The 16,110-nt window shown below is 73.0% G+C and carries 11 protein-coding genes; 9 read left to right on the top strand and 2 right to left on the bottom strand.

The window, feature by feature from the left end:
* The first annotated feature begins 167 nt into the window (after positions 1 to 167).
* The 8 genes from BUE44_RS20770 to BUE44_RS39590 all read left to right on the top strand — a co-directional run bounded on the left by BUE44_RS20770 (position 168) and on the right by BUE44_RS39590 (position 12,317).
* A complete protein-coding gene (locus BUE44_RS20770) occupies positions 168 to 2,393 on the top strand; it encodes a putative bifunctional diguanylate cyclase/phosphodiesterase (protein ID WP_073500467.1) in 2,226 nt (741 codons plus the stop codon).
* A gap of 296 nt (positions 2,394 to 2,689) precedes the next feature.
* Positions 2,690 to 2,986, top strand: a complete 297-nt coding sequence (gatC, locus tag BUE44_RS20765; RefSeq protein ID WP_073500466.1) for an Asp-tRNA(Asn)/Glu-tRNA(Gln) amidotransferase subunit GatC — start codon at positions 2,690 to 2,692, stop codon at positions 2,984 to 2,986.
* A gap of 5 nt (positions 2,987 to 2,991) precedes the next feature.
* Positions 2,992 to 4,485: an Asp-tRNA(Asn)/Glu-tRNA(Gln) amidotransferase subunit GatA gene (gene gatA / locus BUE44_RS20760; protein ID WP_073500465.1), complete on the top strand. Its 1,494-nt coding sequence runs from the start codon at positions 2,992 to 2,994 to the stop codon at positions 4,483 to 4,485.
* Entirely contained in the window at positions 4,482 to 4,712 is a 231-nt protein-coding gene (locus tag BUE44_RS20755) for a hypothetical protein (protein WP_073500464.1), read from the top strand. Before gatA ends, BUE44_RS20755 begins: the two co-directional genes overlap by 4 nt.
* 22 nt (positions 4,713 to 4,734) lie before the next feature.
* Positions 4,735 to 6,243 carry an Asp-tRNA(Asn)/Glu-tRNA(Gln) amidotransferase subunit GatB gene (gatB, locus tag BUE44_RS20750; protein WP_073500463.1) on the top strand — a complete coding sequence of 503 codons (1,509 nt, stop codon included), beginning with the start codon at positions 4,735 to 4,737 and terminating at the stop codon, positions 6,241 to 6,243.
* A 171-nt stretch (positions 6,244 to 6,414) separates the two neighbouring features.
* Positions 6,415 to 8,730 (top strand): MMPL family transporter, encoded by a 2,316-nt coding sequence (locus BUE44_RS20745; protein ID WP_079189911.1) that lies wholly within the window; start codon positions 6,415 to 6,417, stop codon positions 8,728 to 8,730.
* A 237-nt stretch (positions 8,731 to 8,967) separates the two neighbouring features.
* On the top strand, positions 8,968 to 9,183 hold the full coding sequence (locus BUE44_RS20740) for a hypothetical protein (RefSeq protein ID WP_073500462.1): 216 nt from the start codon (positions 8,968 to 8,970) through the stop codon (positions 9,181 to 9,183).
* 92 nt (positions 9,184 to 9,275) lie between these two features.
* On the top strand, positions 9,276 to 12,317 hold the full coding sequence (locus tag BUE44_RS39590; RefSeq protein WP_073500461.1) for a helix-turn-helix transcriptional regulator: 3,042 nt from the start codon (positions 9,276 to 9,278) through the stop codon (positions 12,315 to 12,317).
* Positions 12,318 to 12,398: 81 nt separating this feature from the next.
* Here the strand turns inward: BUE44_RS39590 and BUE44_RS20730 are convergent, their stop codons facing one another.
* Together BUE44_RS20730 and BUE44_RS20725 are read right to left on the bottom strand one after the other, a co-directional pair.
* Positions 12,399 to 13,622 (bottom strand): PQQ-dependent sugar dehydrogenase, encoded by a 1,224-nt coding sequence (locus tag BUE44_RS20730; protein ID WP_235002295.1) that lies wholly within the window; start codon positions 13,620 to 13,622, stop codon positions 12,399 to 12,401.
* Positions 13,623 to 13,850: 228 nt separating this feature from the next.
* Positions 13,851 to 14,843 (bottom strand): aldo/keto reductase, encoded by a 993-nt coding sequence (locus tag BUE44_RS20725; protein ID WP_073500493.1) that lies wholly within the window; start codon positions 14,841 to 14,843, stop codon positions 13,851 to 13,853.
* Between the two features lie 47 nt (positions 14,844 to 14,890).
* Here BUE44_RS20725 and BUE44_RS20720 point away from each other — a divergent pair, with 47 nt between their 5' ends.
* On the top strand, positions 14,891 to 15,859 hold the full coding sequence (locus tag BUE44_RS20720) for a 2-hydroxyacid dehydrogenase (RefSeq protein WP_073500459.1): 969 nt from the start codon (positions 14,891 to 14,893) through the stop codon (positions 15,857 to 15,859).
* Positions 15,860 to 16,110 lie beyond the last annotated feature (251 nt).

The following is a 16,110-nucleotide window of genomic DNA, read 5'->3' as shown; positions in this document are numbered from 1 at the left end:
CCTGGTCGCATCCGGGCAACCGCGGTCGATCGGTGCCCGGGATGCCACAAGGCGGCCTAGTGTTGAGACGCGCGCCCGCCGGGGATGAACGTTCCGGCAGCACCTGCGTAAGTCCGCCGTGTGCGGGGCGCGATGGACCTGCACATCGGGCTGTGAGAGGGACAGGGATGCGACCGACGGAGAGTGCCGCAGCGGCGCCCTCGCCCAGCGCGCCCGCCGCCGCGCCCCCGGCCCTCGCTCCGTCGCGGTCCCGGTCGCTGGTGCGCGCCACAGCGCCGCCGGCCGCCGCGGTCTTACTGGCGGTCGGTGTCATCCGGGTGCTCCACCACGGCAACGCGCTGTTCCCGGGCGGCACCGCGGGCTGGGGCTTCGCGATACTCACCGGCATCATCGTCGGCCACCTGGTGGCGATGGGCCGGGACCGCTGGTGGGGCGGCACCGGTTCCGGCGCCGCCCTCACCCTTGCCATGCTGATCGTGCACGGCTGGGTGCCCGCCGTGCTGGTCAGCCTGGCCGTGGTGACCCTGGTCGGCGCCGCCCGCAGGCACCGCTGGCGGCAGGCGGTCCTCTACGGCTCCATCGACATCCTCGGCATCGGGGCCGGCGCCCTGGTGCTGGCCCTGTGCGGCACCCACGCCACCGTCGAGCACCCCTGGGACCCCGACGACTGGGCGATGACCGCCGCCCCGATCGTCGTCCTGGTCGCGCTGACCTATCTCGCGGCCACCCGCGCGCTGCTGTGGTGCGCCTTCGCGCCCCGCGGCGGCGGGCTGCCCACGGTGGCCAGGTCCGCGCTCATCCGGCAGGGGATGTTCGGCGGGGCGCTGCTCGGCATCTCCCCGCTGATCCTGGTCGTCGCCTGCGACAAGCCGGCGCTGCTGCCGCTGTTCTCCGTACCGCTGATCGCCCTGGACTCCACGCTGTGGATCGCGCACGCCCGCGCCGAGGAGCAGTTGCGCGACCCGCTCACCGGGCTGCCCAACCGCCAGTGGCTGCTGGAGCGGGCCTGGACCGCGCTGGACGACGCCCAGGAGGACTACGAGCGGGCCGAGCCCGGCTTCCTGGCCGCCACCGCCGGCACCGGCACGCATCCGCCGCACGGCTGCGGGCGGGTCGGGCTGATCCTCATCGACCTGGACAAGTTCCGCTCCGTCAACGACACCCTCGGGCATCTGGCCGGCGACCGGCTGCTGCTCCAGGTCGCCGACCGGCTGCGGATCGCGCTGCCGCGCGGCGCCGAGGCGGCCAGGCTCGGCGGCGACGAATTCGCCGTCCTGCTGCCCGGCTGCGACTCGCCGACCCGCGCCCAGCGGGTCGCCAGGACCCTGGTCGCCGCCCTCGCCTCGCCGCTCAGCCTCGACGGGCTGTCCCTGGTCCTGGAGGCCAGCGCGGGCGTCGCGGTCTTCCCCGACCACGCGCTGGACGCGGAAGGGCTGCTGCGGCGGGCCGACGTGGCGATGTATCAGGCCAAGCGGGACCGCAGCGGGGTCGAGGTCTACGAGGCCACCAGGGACGGCAACACCCCCGACCGGCTCGGCCTGCTCGGCGACCTGCGCCGGGCGCTCGACGCCGGCGACGTCGAGCTGCACTACCAGCCGAAGGTCCGCTTCGACGGCCGGGTGGCCGGCCTGGAGGCGCTGGTCCGCTGGGAGCACCCGGAGCGGGGCCGGGTCAATCCCGAGGAATTCATCACCATGGCCGAGACGTCCGGCCTGATGCCCCTGCTCACCGAATACGTGCTGGACACCGCGCTGGCCCAGGTCGCCCGCTGGCGCCGGATGGGCCTCGACGTGCCCGTCGCCGTCAACGTCTCGCCGCGCGACGTCCACAGCCCCGGATTCGCCGGCACCGTCGCCGCCAGGCTGGCCAGGCACCAGGTGCCGCCCGGGTCGCTCCAGCTGGAGATAACGGAACACGTGCTGCTGGAGGATCCGCAGCGCGCCGCGGACACGCTCAACGGGCTGACCGGGCACGGCGTGAAGATGTCGCTGGACGACTTCGGCACCGGCTATTCGTCGCTGGTCCATCTGCGGCGGCTGCCGGTCAGCGAACTCAAGATCGACCGGTCCTTCGTCGCCCGGCTCGTGGTCGACACCGAGGACGCGGAGATCGTGCGCTGCACGATCGACCTCGCGCACTCGCTCGGGCTGATGGTCGTGGCCGAGGGCGTCGAGGACGACGAGACGTGGGAGCGGCTGCGGGACCTGCACTGCGACGCGGTGCAGGGCTGGCTCGTCGCTGCCGCGATGCCGCCCGGCGAGGCCACGAAGTGGCTGCTCGCCCGCGGCGAACGCGGCGCCCTGCCGGCGTCGGCGAAGCCGGCGCCGGCCGCCCTGCCCCCGGCCCTGGACGCGCCGGCCGCGCCGACCGTCCCGGCGGTCGAACGGGCCTAGCCCCTCCGGGGCAGGTCCGCCCCATGCGGCACGCCCGCTCGCCGGCCCCCCTTCCGCAGGGCGGCGGCCCCCCTTTCGCACGGCGGCGCCCGCGCCCGTTCGGCGGCTCCCTTGCGCAGGGCGGCGGGCCCCCCACGCGCCCCTGAAGGGCGCCCTCTGGCGCACAGGGACCGCGGCCCTGGGGCGCGCCCCCCAGGGCGGGGCTGGTTCAGGGGGGAACTGTTTCGCGGTCCGGGGGCGGGGGCCCATAGGATTGGGGCCCACCGTCGTCTCACCCCGCAGAGGATCGAAACCGCATGCCTGGCATCACGCGTGAGGAGGTCGCTCACCTCGGCCGGCTGGCACGTCTGGAACTGTCCGGGGACGAGCTGGACCACTTCGCCGGACAGCTCGACGACATCATCGGCTCGGTCGCCCGCGTCTCCGAGGTGGCCGGCGAGGACGTACCGCCGACCTCGCACCCGCTGCCGCTGACCAATGTGATGCGGCCGGACACCGTCCGCCCGTCGCTCACCCCGCAGCAGGCGCTGTCGGGGGCTCCCGCGCAGGAGCAGCAGCGCTTCAAGGTGCCGCAGATCCTCGGGGAGGACTGATCGCGATGACGGACATCATCAGGCTGACCGCCGCGCAGTCGGCGGAGAAGATCGCGTCCGGCGAGCTGACCGCGGTCGAGGTCACCGAGGCGCACCTGGCCAGGATCGAGGCCGTGGACGAGAAGGTGCACGCCTTCCTGCACGTCGACCGGGAGGGCGCGCTCGCGCAGGCCCGCGCGGTGGACGCCAAGCGGGCGGCGGGCGAGCCGCTGGGCCCGCTGGCCGGCGTGCCGCTGGCGATGAAGGACATCTTCACCACCGAGGGCGTGCCCACCACGGTCGGCTCGAAGATCCTGGAGGGCTGGATCCCGCCGTACGACTCGACGGTGACCAAGCGGCTGAAGGCCGCCGACGTGGTGATCCTGGGCAAGACCAACATGGACGAGTTCGCCATGGGGTCGTCCACCGAGAACAGCGCGTACGGGCCGACGGGCAACCCGTGGGACCTGACGCGTATCCCGGGCGGCTCCGGCGGCGGCAGCGCCGCGGCGCTCGCGTCGTACCAGGCGCCGCTGGCGCTCGGCACCGACACCGGCGGTTCGATCCGGCAGCCGGCCGCGGTCACCGGCACGGTCGGCGTGAAGCCCACCTACGGCGGCGTGTCCCGCTACGGCATGGTCGCCTTCTCCTCGTCGCTGGACCAGGGCGGGCCGTGCGCCCGTACGGTGCTGGACGCCGCGCTGCTGCACGAGGCGATCGGCGGCCACGACCCGATGGACTCGACGTCGATCGACGCGCCCGTCCCGCCGGTGGTCGACGCCGCACGCAGCGGTGACGTGCGCGGCATGCGGATCGGCGTGGTCAAGGAGCTGGGCGGCGAGGGCTACCAGCCCGGCGTGGTGCAGCGCTTCAACGAGTCGGTCGAGGTGCTGCGTGAGCTGGGCGCGGAGGTCGTGGAGATCTCCTGCCCGTCGTTCGTCTACGCGCTGGCCGCGTATTACCTGATCGCGCCGTCGGAGTGCTCCAGCAACCTGGCCCGCTTCGACGCGATGCGCTACGGCATGCGGGTCGGCGACGACGGCACGAGGTCCGCCGAGGAGGTCACCGCGCTGACCCGCGAGGCCGGTTTCGGCGCCGAGGTCAAGCGCCGGATCATCCTCGGCACGTACGCGCTGAGCTCGGGCTACTACGACGCCTACTACGGCTCGGCGCAGAAGGTCCGCACCCTGATCACCCGGGATTTCGAGAAGGCCTTCGAATCGGTCGACGTGCTCGTCTCGCCGACCACCCCGACCACCGCCTTCCCGCTCGGCGAGCGGGTCGACGACCCGCTGGCCATGTACCTGGTCGACCTGTGCACCATCCCGGTCAACCTGGCGGGCAATGCGGCGATGTCGCTGCCCTGCGGCCTGGCGCCGGAGGACGGTCTACCGGTGGGCCTGCAGATCATCGCCCCCGCGCTCAAGGACGACCGGCTCTACCGGGTCGGCGCCGCCGTAGAGGCCGCCTTCGTGAAGAAGTGGGGCCATCCGCTGCTTGAGGAGGCACCCCAGCTGTGAGCACCAAGGACAAGGGCAAGAAGAAGGGCAAGGCCGGTACGTACCTGGCCATCGGCAGCACGCTGTTCGCCGCGTTCAACAACGTCAAGAAGATCCGGACCGCGCGCGGCGAGGACGACACCCTGCAGTTGATCGACGGGCTGATCCGGGTGGCCGCGGTGGCCACCGGGGTCGCGCTGCTGGTGCGCGAGCTGCGCCAGCAGGACGACAACCCGCTGACGGACTGACAGGGCTGGAGGAAGAACGACTGTGACCGTCACGGATCTGCTGTCCTACGAGGACGCGCTCGCGTCCTACGACCCGGTGATGGGCCTTGAGGTCCATGTCGAGCTGGGCACGAGGACGAAGATGTTCTGCGGCTGCTCCACCGAGCTGGGCGCCGAGCCCAACTCGCAGACCTGCCCGACCTGCCTGGGCCTGCCCGGTTCGCTGCCGGTGGTCAACGCGATCGGCGTGGAGTCCGCGATCAAGATCGGCCTCGCGCTGAACTGCGAGATCGCGCAGTGGTGCCGCTTCGCGCGGAAGAACTACTTCTACCCGGACATGCCGAAGAACTTCCAGACCTCGCAGTACGACGAGCCGATCGCCTTCAACGGCTATCTGGACGTCCAGCTGGAGGACGGCGAGGTCTTCCGGGTGCAGATCGAGCGCGCCCACATGGAGGAGGACACCGGCAAGTCCACCCACGTCGGCGGTGCGACCGGCCGTATCCACGGCGCCTCGCACTCGCTGCTGGACTACAACCGGGCCGGCATCCCGCTGATCGAGATCGTCACCAAGCCGATCGAGGGCGCCGGCGTGCGGGCCCCCGAGGTCGCCAAGGCCTACGTCGCCGAGCTGCGCGAGCTGATCAAGGCGCTGGGGGTGTCGGAGGCCCGGATGGAGATGGGCCAGATGCGCTGCGACGTCAACCTGTCGCTGCGCCCGCCGGGCCGGGAGAAGTTCGGCACCCGCAGCGAGACCAAGAACGTCAACTCGCTGCGCAGCGTCGAGCGGGCGGCCAGGTTCGAGATCCAGCGGCACGCCGCGGTGCTCTCCTCCGGCGGCACGATCGTGCAGGAGACCCGGCACTTCCACGAGGAGGACGGGTCGACCACCTCCGGGCGGATCAAGGAGGAGGCGGAGGACTACCGCTACTTCCCCGAGCCCGACCTCGTGCCGGTCGCCCCGGCCCGCGAGTGGGTCGAGGAGCTGCGTGCAGGGCTGCCCGAGTTGCCGCGGCTGCGCCGCAAGCGGCTGCAGGAGGACTGGGGCATCGCCGACCACGAGATGCAGTCGGTGCTCAACGCGGGAGCGCTCGACCTGATCCTGGCCACCATGGCGGAGGGCGCGGACGCCGCGTCGGCCCGCAAGTGGTGGATGGGCGAGCTGGCCAGGCACGCCAACGAGACCGGCACCGAGCTGGCGGCCGTGCCGATCACCCCGGCACAGGTCGCCCGGGTGTCGGCGCTGGTCGCGGCCGGCGACCTGAACGACAAGCTGGCCCGCCAGGTCATCGAGGGTGTGCTGGCCGGGGAGGGCGAGCCCGACCAGGTGGTCGACGCGCGCGGCCTGAAGGTCGTCTCCGACGACAGCGCGCTCGGCGCGGCGGTGGACGACGCCATCGCGGCGAACGCGGCCATCGCCAACAAGATCCGCGGCGGCAACCTGGCCGCGGCCGGAGCGCTGATCGGCGCGGTGATGAAGGCCACGCGTGGCCAGGCCGACGCCAAGCGGGTCCGCGAGCTGGTCCTGGAGAGGCTGGGCGTCCAGGGCTGAGCGCTCTTCACCGGCGTCTTACACAGGCGCGTCAAGGACGGCACCCCCATCCGGGGGTGCCGTCCTTATCTGTTTTTTACCTCTTGTGAGGAACGGCACGAAAGTCCCAAAGGATCATTTTCGCCTGCGACAGTAGGTCGGACGTCAAGCACACACAGGAGCAGCTGATCCATGGCCGCACTCGCACGGTGGTGTCTGCACCACCGCATCACCGCCGTGCTCCTGTGGATCGCCGTTCTGGTCGGTCTGACCGCGGCAGCCGGCGCCGTCGGCTCGGCATATTCCCGGCACTACGAGGCCCCCGGCACCGAGTCGGGCCACGCCGGCGCCCTGCTGCGGGAGTCCTTCCCCGACCAGGCGGGCGACACCGAGACCATCGTCTGGCACACCGACCACGGCACAGTACGCGCAGCCGCCGTCGAGCAGACCATGGCCAAGGTCCTCGACCAGGCACGGCACCTGCCCGGCGTCGCCTCCGTCGACAGCCCGTACGCCGCCGCGGGCGCGGCACAGATCAGCGCCGACGGCCACACCGCCTACGCCACCGTCGGCTACGCCCAGGACGCCGACAGCATCCCCGTCGCGCAGGCCCAGGCCCTGGTGGACACCGCCAAGGCGGCCCAGAGCGCCGACCTCCAGGTCGAACTGGGCGGGCAGGCGGTCGGCAGCACCGAGAGCGCCGGCGCCCACCTCAGCGAGATCGTCGGCGTGGCAGTGGCCGCGGTCGTCCTGCTGGTCGCCTTCGGCTCCTTCGCCGCCATGCTGCTGCCCATCGCGACCGCACTGGTCGGCTGCGGCACGGCGTACATGGCGATCGTGCTACTCGGCCACGCCATGACCGTCGCCGACTTCGCCCCCATGCTGGGCATGCTGATCGGGCTCGGGGTCGGCATCGACTACGCCCTCTTCATCGTCAGCCGCCACCGTAGAGGCCTCAAACGCGGCCTGAGCGTGGTCGAGGCCGCGCAGGAGGCGGTGGCCACCACCGGGCGTGCGGTGGTCTTCGCCGGGGGCACGGTCTGCGTGGCGCTGCTCGGCATGCTGATCCTGCACCTGAGCTTCCTCAACGGGGTCGCGGTCGCCTCCGCGCTGACCGTACTGCTCACCGTGGCGGCCTCCATCACGCTGCTGCCGGCCCTGCTCGCGCTGATCGGCCCGCGGGCGCTCAGCCGCCGCGAACGCCGCGCACTGGCCGAGCACGGCCCGCGGCCGGAGCCGCCCGCGGGGCTCGCCGCCCGCTGGTCGGCCTTCGTCGAACGGCACCCCAAGCTGCTGGGCGCGCTGGCCGCTGTGGTGATGATCGTGCTGGCGCTGCCCACCTTCACTCTGCACCTGGGCACCTCGGACCAGGGCAACGGCCCCGCCAAGGCCACCACCCGGCAGGCCTACGACCTGCTCGCCGGCAGCTTCGGGCCCGGTACCAACGGCCCGCTGACCCTGGTCGCCACCACCGACGGCGCCCAGTCACGGCTCGCCCTCGACCGCCTCCCCGGCGTCCTGCGGGACACCCCTGGCGTGGCCTCGGTCAGCCCCGTCGAGCTGTCCGGCGGCACCGGTGTGATCACCGTCGTGCCCGCCACCGCCCCCCAGTCCCGCGACACCTCCAAGCTGGTCGACCGGCTGCGGCACGAGGTGCTGCCCACCGCGGAGAAGGGCGGCGCCCTCAAGGTCTACGTCGGCGGCCCCACCGCCAGCTACGACGACTTCGCCGCCGTCGTGATCGGCAAGCTGCCCCTCTTCGTCGGCAGCGTCGTCGGCCTGGGCTGCATCCTGCTGCTCGTCGCCTTCCGCTCGATCGGCATCCCCGTCAAGGCCGCGGTGATGAACGTCGCCGCGGTCGCCTCCTCCTTCGGCGTCGTCACGGCGATCTTCCAGTGGGGCTGGGGCAGCGAATGGCTGGGTCTGGGCAGAGCGGGCCCGATCGAGCCCTTCCTGCCGGTGATCATGGTCTCGGTGCTCTTCGGGCTGTCCATGGACTACCAGGTCTTCCTGGTCAGCAGGATGTACGAGGAGTGGCGCGAGACGCGCGACAACTGCCGGGCGGTCAGGGTCGGCCTCGCCGAGACCAGCCGGGTGATCACCTCCGCCGCAGTGATCATGATCGCGGTCTTCCTGGCCTTCGTGCTCAGCGGCGACCGGGTGATCGCGATGTTCGGCATCGGCCTGGCCGCGGCCGTGGCCCTGGACGCCTTCGTGCTGCGTACGCTGCTGGTGCCCGCGCTGATGCACGTCCTGGGCGACGCCAACTGGTGGCTGCCCGGCTGGCTGGACCGCCGCCTGCCGCAGATCAGCATCGAGGCGCCGGCCGCCGCCCGCCCCGTGCCCGTACCGCTGCGGATCGCCCTCGGCGGTCAGGCCGACGGGCAGGCCGGTGGTCAGGAGGTCGGCGTCGCATCCGCCAGGACGCCGAACGCGCACGCCGTATCGGAGTCCGGCTCCCAGCCGGTGGGCGGCCGCAGCACCCAGGAGACGTTGAAGACCCGGTGAAGCCGGGGCCTACGCCGGCCCGGTCGTGGGCGGGTGCCAAGTCACCGCAGGTGGTGCTCCCTTCAGCGGCGCGGTCTAAGGCGGACCGGGCCGGTCTAAGGCGGTCTGCGGCGCCGCGGGCTCCCGCCTAAGCTCCGCGCGGCGGGAAGTTCGGGAAGGTGCCCGATGTGGTGAGGGGGCCTGGGAGACGAAGCTAAGTGCATCGGAAAAACCTCCCCGAGGCACCAGGAGAAAACGATGTTCGGGTACGAACTGCACCAGGCCCGCAGGGCCGAACTCCAGCGCAGCGCCGACGAGTGGCGGCTGGCGCAGCAGGCCAGGGCGGGGCGGGCCGAGCGGCGCGCGGCCGCCCGCCGCACCACCACCAGATCGGCGGTACGCACCGACGGCGAGGTGACGGAGAGTCCCGCCCGCACCAGGGGCCGCGCGCTGCACCGACACAGCGCGGCATGACCGCCGAGGCGGTGGCGGCCGCGCCCAGGGCCGCCACCCCGCAGGGTCCGGAGCGCGAAGTAACCGGTGTCGCAACCGGTACGAGGCGTGAAATGCTCGGAAGCGTGCAGACCCAGTCGCTCAGCCCCGTGTTCATCGGCCGAGACGCCGAGCTGGCACGGCTTGCCTCGGTGCTGGCCGCCGCGGACGCGGGCGAGTCGCAGGCGGTGCTGATCGGCGGCGAGGCGGGGGTCGGCAAGACCCGGCTGACCGAGGAGTTCGTGGCCGCGGCCCGCGCCGCGGGAGCGGTGACCGCCGTCGGTGGCTGCGTGGAGATCGGTGCGGACGGCCTCCCCTTCGCACCGGTCTCCGCCGCGCTGCGGGACCTTTACCGCACGCTGGGCCCCGAGTTGACCGCCGCCGCGGCCGGCCAGCAGGCCGAACTGGCCCGGCTGCTGCCCGAACTCGCGGGCACCGAGGGCGTACGCAAGGAGCCGAACGACGAGGACGGCAGGGTCAGGCTGTTCGAGCTGACCGCCCGTCTGCTGGAGCGGCTCGGCACCGACCGTACGATCGTGGTCGTCGTGGAGGACCTGCACTGGGCCGACCGCTCCACCCGCGAGCTGCTCGCGTACCTCTTCCGCTCGCTCCAGCGCTGCCGCGTGCTGCTCGCGGCCACCTACCGCGCCGACGACATCCACCGCAGGCACCCGCTGCGGCCCTTCCTCGCCGAGACCGACCGGCTGCGCCGGGTCGAGCGCTTCGAGCTGTCGCGGTTCAGCCGCGCCGAGGTCCGCAGCCAGCTGGTGTCGATGATGGCCGACGAGCCCGACGACACGGTGGTCGACCAGGTCTTCGCGCGCTCCGACGGCAACCCGTTCTTCGTCGAGGAGCTGGCCTGCAGCCTGCGCCGCGGATGCTCGTCCGGGCTCAGCGACTCGCTGCGCGACCTGCTGCTGGTGCGGGTCGAGGCGCTCTCGGAGGACGCCCAGCGGGTGGCGAAATTCGTCGCCGAGGGCGGCAACAGCGTCGAATACCGGCTGCTCGCGGCCATCACCGGGCTGTCCGAGGACGATCTGCTGGCGGCGCTGCGTGTCGCGGTCGGCGCCAGCATCCTGCTGCCCACGGACAGCGGCGAGGGCTACCGCTTCCGGCACTCGCTGGTCCGCGAGGCGGTCGGCGACGACCTGCTGCCGGGCGAGCGCAGCCGTATCAACCGGCGGTATGCCGAGGCCGTCGAGTCCGACCCCGGCCTGGTCCCCGCCGACGAGCGGGCCGCCAGGCTGGCCAGCTACTGGTACGCCGCGCACGACCCGGCCAGGGCGCTGCCCGCCGTGCTGAGCGCCGCCGTCGAGGCCAGGCACCGGCACGCCTACGCCGAGCAGTACCAGCTGCTGGAACGCGCACTCGAACTGTGGGACGACACCCCCGAGACCGTCCGGGCCGGCCTGCGGCCCGCCGACTACACCGAGGCGTACCCGCCCTGCGACTGCGCCCCCGGCACCCCGCTCGACCTGGTCGACCTGCTGGCCGAGCTGACCGTCGCCGCCCGGCTCAGCGGCGAGCGCGAGCGCGCCTACACCATGGCCAAGCGGGCACTGCGGCTGATGGAGCGCAGCGGCAGCGCCGACCCGCTGCGCGCCGCCTGGTTCTGGGCGCAGCGCTCCAAGGTCATGGAGGTGCTCGGCCGCGGCGACGGTTGGGAGGAGCTGGCCAGGGCCCGCGAGCTGGTACGCGGCCTGCCGCCGTCCGCCACGCACGCCGAGGTGCTGGCGATGATCGCCGGCTGGATCATGGTCCACAAGTCCGGCGCCGAGGGCATCGCCATCGCCGGGCAGGCGGTCCAGCTGGCCAGGATCGCGGACGCCCGCGACATCGAGCTGCACGCCCGCGTCACCCTCGGCCTGCTCCAGGCCGACAGCGGCGACGTCGACGGCGGCATCGCCGGGGTCGAGGAGGTACGTCGGCTGGTCAGCGACCAGCGCGCCCCGCTGATCGTCTCGCGCACCTACGGCAACCTGTCGTCCGTGCTGGAGGGCGCGGGCCGCTCCGCGGAGGCGGTACGCGTCAGTGGCGAGGGCCTGGAACTGATCGGCGACCAGGTGGTCAAGGCCACCAAGGCGTGGCTGCTGTCCAACGCGGGCGAGTCGCTGTACATGCTGGGGCGCTACGAGGAGTCCGCGGACCGGCTCGCCGCCGCCCGGCGGGCCGTCGAGGGGCCGCTGCTGTGCGCGAGCGTGGACATGTACCGAGCCTTTCTGGCGCTCTCCGTCGGCGACACCGAAACCGCGGCAGATTGCCACGCCTCCGCGGCGGAGAGCTTCCGCTACGACACCCAGCCGCAGCACCAGATCCCCCTGCGCGGCCTCGGCATCCGGCTCGCCGTCGCCCACGGGCGCTACGACGAGGCCCGGCGCGGTCTGCTGGCCGCGATCGACGCCGGATTCCCCAACGGCACCGCGCGCTACGCCTGGCCGCTCATCGCCGCCGGCGCCGCCGCCGAGGCCGACGGGCCGTGGCCGGTCACCGGCGACCCCGCCCGCGGCCAGGTCCTCGACCGGATCAGGACCGCCGCCCGCGAACTGCCCCGCCCCACCCCCCTCTACGAGGCCTACGCCCTGCTCGTCGAGGCCGAGCTGGCCCGGGCGGAGGGACGGCACGAACCCGAGCTGTGGGCTGCCGCGGAGGCCGCCTTCGCCGAGCAGGAGCGACCCGTCGAGCTGGCCGCGATCCGCTACAGGTACGCGGAGGCACTCCTCGCCCGCGGCCCCGACGCCCGCGGCTTGGCGGGCTGCCTGCTCGCCCAGGCCCACGGCGTCTCCTCGGCGATCGGGGCCAAGCCCCTCGCGGCGGACATCGCCGCGCTGGCGCAGCGCGCCCGGCTGCCGCTCGACGCCCCCGCGGAGGCGGCCGCGGCGGCCCCCGTGGAGCCGGTCGACCCGGCGGACTCCCTCGGTCTCACCGCCCGCGAGCGGGACGTCCTGCGGCTGGTCGCCGACGGCCGCACCAACCGGCAGATCGCGGAGGAGCTGTTCATCTCGCCCAAGACGGCGAGCGTGCACGTGTCCAACATCCTGGCCAAACTCACCGTCTCCACCCGCGGCGAGGCGGCCGCCCTGGCCCACCGCCTCCACCTCTTCGCGGCCGCGACCTGAGCCCTCTTCCCGCCGCCCCGGTGCCTGCGAGCCGCCCCCGGACCTTCCCCCCGGCGGGTGGCTCGCGCATCGCGCGCCGAGTCAGCTCACGGTGAGCCGGAGGATGCGGTCGTCGCCGGGCTTGGGCGTACCGCGCCCGTCCGTGTTGCTGGTGCTGACCAGGATCGTGTGGTCGTCGACCGCGACCACGGTCCTGAGCCGTCCGTAGGTGTCCGTGAAGAACGCCTGCGGCGCCGCGGCCGCCTTGGTGCCGTCCAGCGGGATACGCCAGAGGCGCTGGCCCTTGAGCGAGGCCATCCAGATGGAGCCCGCCGCGTAGGCGATACCGCTGGGTGAGGCGTCGTCGGTGTGCCACTGGGCGACCGGGTCGACATAGCCCGCGCGGTGCGCGATGCCCTCCACCACCGGCCAGCCGTAGTTCTTGCCCGGCTCGATGAGGTTCAGCTCGTCCCAGGTGTCCTGGCCGAATTCCGAGGCCCACAGCCGCCCCTGCGGGTCCCAGGCGAGGCCCTGCACATTGCGGTGGCCGGGGGAGTAGACCAGGGACCCGGAGACCGGGTTGTCCTTGGGCACCTGCCCGTCGGGCGTCATCCGCAGGATCTTGCCGCCCAGCGACGACATGTCCTGGGCGAGCCCGCGCTGACCCGTCTCGCCGGTCCCTGCGTAGAGCATGCCGTCGGGGCCGAAGGCGATCCGCCCGCCGTTGTGGATCGAACCCGTCGGGATGCCCCGCAGGACCGTGTCCGGCGCCCCGAGCTGGTCGCCGGGGGACCGCGTCGGATCGAAGGCCATCCGGGCGATGCGGTTGTCGGAGTCGGTGCTGAAATACGCGTAGAGCAGGTGGTCGGTGCCGAAGTCCGGGGAGAGGGCCAGACCGAGCAGGCCGGCCTCGCCGCCCTGCGTGTGGGCCACACCGGGGACCGTGCCGACGAGGGTCGACGTCTTCTTGGCCGGGTCGACCCGGGTGATCTTCCCGGTGTCCCGGGAGGCCACGAGCAGCGTCCCGTCCGCGAGCTGCACCACGCCCCAGGGCGACGCCAGCCCGGTCGCGAGGGTGCCGGTGACCTTCGCGGTGCCCTTGGCGGGCGCCGGTGTCGGTGTCGGCGTGGGCGTGGCGGACGCGCTGGACCGGGGTTGCGCCGCCGAGGCGCCCGACGTGCGCGGTGCCGTCGTGGACGGCTTCGATCCCAGCGGTTTGCCGTCGCTGCAGCCGCCGACCAGCACGGCGGCGACCGCGACGGCGGCCGCGCCGCCGACCGCGCGACGGGCCGCGCCACGGGCCCTGCCCGACACCCCTGAACCCACCGTCCGACCTCCCGACGTCGTCACCGCCCCAGCTGATCCCCTGCAGGGTGCCGTTACGGACTCCCCGGCCGCGCCGAGTGGGCCCCAGTCTCGCAGTTCCCCGAACCCCTGGGGTGGCGCCCCTTGCGGTGCGTTGCTTTTTCCCCGCCGCGGTGGCCGGTGGCGGGGAAAAAGCAACGCACCGCAAGGGGCAATCTCCAAGGTCCCCGGCCCCGGGTACGGGCGCGGCTAGTCCCAGGAGCCCCGCGCCGGCGGGAGGGTGGCGATCTCGGCGAGGTCGGCCGTGGTCAGGGCCAGCCCTGACGCGTGGGCGTTCTCGGGCGGCCACCGCGCCGAGCGGGTGCCGGGTATGGGCACGACGGTGGGCCCCTGGGCGAGAGCCCAGGCGAGGGCGACCTGCGCAGGGGTCGCGCCATGGCGGCGGGCCACCCGGCGCAGACCGGCGACGACGGGCTGGTTCGCCGCCATCATGTCCGCGGTGAAGCGCGGATGCCTGGCCCGCAGATCGTCCGGCTCGAAGCCCTCACCGGGCGTGAGCGTCCCGGTGAGGAAGCCGTTGCCCAGCGGCATCGCGGCGAGGAAGCCGACGCCGTGCGCGGTGCACCACGGCAGCAGCTCGTCCAGCGCCTCCGGCGCCCACACGGACAGCTCGGCCTGGACGGAGCTGACCGGGAAGACCTGCTGGGCGCGTGCGAGTTGGCGCAGCGTCTCGTCGTGGAGTGCGGCGCCGGTGCGGCGGTGCCCGCGGGCGCCGACCGCGCACAGGCCGAGCGCCCGTACCTTCCCGGCGGTGACGAGCTCGGCCATCGCGCCCCAGGTCTCCTCGACGGGGACTTCCGGGTCGACCCGGTGCAGCTGGTAGAGGTCGATCCGGTCGGTCTGCAGGCGCCGCAGCGACGCGTCGCAGGCGCGTTTGACGTAGGCGGGGCGTCCGTCGGCCACGATGTGCTGCTCGCCGGCGAGCAGCCCGCACTTGGTGGCTATGAAGGCGTCCCGCCGCCGTTCCCGCAGCACCCGCCCGAGCAGCAGCTCGTTGGTGAAGGGGCCGTACATGTCAGCGGTGTCCAGCAGCGTGGTGCCGTGGTCCAGGGCGCTGTGCACGGCTCGCAGCGACTCCTCGCCGTCCTGCCGGGAGGCGCCGTAACCCCAGCTCATGGGCATGCAGCCGAGCCCGATCGCCCCCACTGCCAGTGCTGCCGCGCCGACCGCCCTGCGCTCCACCGTGCCGACCTCCCTGAGACGCAACACTGTGCCATAGCCTCCTGACCATGACCGACAAGACCCAGGACCCCGCCGGGGGCGGCCGCCCGCAGGTGTGGCTGTCCCTGCCGCCCGAGGAGATCGACGGACTGCCCGACGCGTTCTCGTACGTGTACTGGGACGGCACCGGGGACTTCCCCGCCGATCCCGCGGACGCCGCCTTCTACGTCGTGCCCTATATGAAGGGGCCGACCGCCGGAGCGCTCCCGCTGCCGCACATGACCGCTGTGCGCGCCATCCAGACCCTGAGCGCCGGTGTGGACCACATCGCGCCCCATCTTCACCACTGTGCGCCCGGCGTACGCCTGTGCAATGCCCGCGGGGTGCACGAGGCGAGCACCGCCGAGCTGACCGTCGGGCTGATCCTCGCCTCGCTGCGTGGCATCCCGCGCTTCGTCCGCGGCCAGGACACCGAGAGGTGGTATGCCGGGTTCTATCCGGCGCTGGCCGACCGCCGGGTGCTGATCGTCGGCTACGGCTCGATAGGGGCCGCCGTCGAGGACCGGCTGGCGGCCTTCGAGTGCGAGGTGGACCGGGTGGCGCGTACCGCGCGGACCGTCCCCCGCGGGCCCGTTCACGCGCTGGCCGACCTGCCGCGCCTGCTGCCGGCCGCCGATGTCGTGGTGCTCACCACCCCGCTGACGGAGCAGACCAGGGGGCTTGCGGGGCCGGAGTTCCTCGCGGCGATGAAGGACGGCGCGCTGCTGGTGAACGTGGCGCGCGGCCCCGTGGTGGACACCAAGGCGCTGCTGGTGGAGACCGAGTCGGGGCGGCTGACCGCGGCACTGGATGTCACCGATCCCGAACCGCTGCCCGCCGGGCACCCGTTGTGGCATGCGCCCGGGGTCCTCATCAGCCCGCATGTGGGAGGCAGCACTTCCGCTTTCCTGCCGCGGGCGAAGCGTTTGATCCGGTCCCAGCTGGTCAGGTTCGCACATGGTGAGGAGTTGGCCAACGTCGTCCAGGTGACCACCTGACGAGGCCGTCGGCAGCCGACTGGCACCGGGTGACTCCGCGCGGTGTCTGCCGATCCCCTTATGGTTACGCTCAGTAGAGAGCGCCTATCGCTGAGTGACGGATCTGGTGTATCGTCCCGAATCGGGGGGCGCGCCGCGGTGACAGAGCCGACGACCGCGGCGTGAACGACGAGCGAGTAAGGGGGGCGACGGGCGATGCACGGACCGAGGCGGTTCCCGCGCAGGAGTACCCAGCGCACCGCACGACCCGA

The sequence above is a fragment of the Actinacidiphila paucisporea genome (assembly GCF_900142575.1).
GTDB classification, from domain to species: Bacteria; Actinomycetota; Actinomycetes; order Streptomycetales; family Streptomycetaceae; genus Actinacidiphila; species Actinacidiphila paucisporea.
The sequence above is the reverse complement of the archived record's forward strand: the minus strand, read 5'-3'. Positions and strand labels throughout refer to the sequence as shown.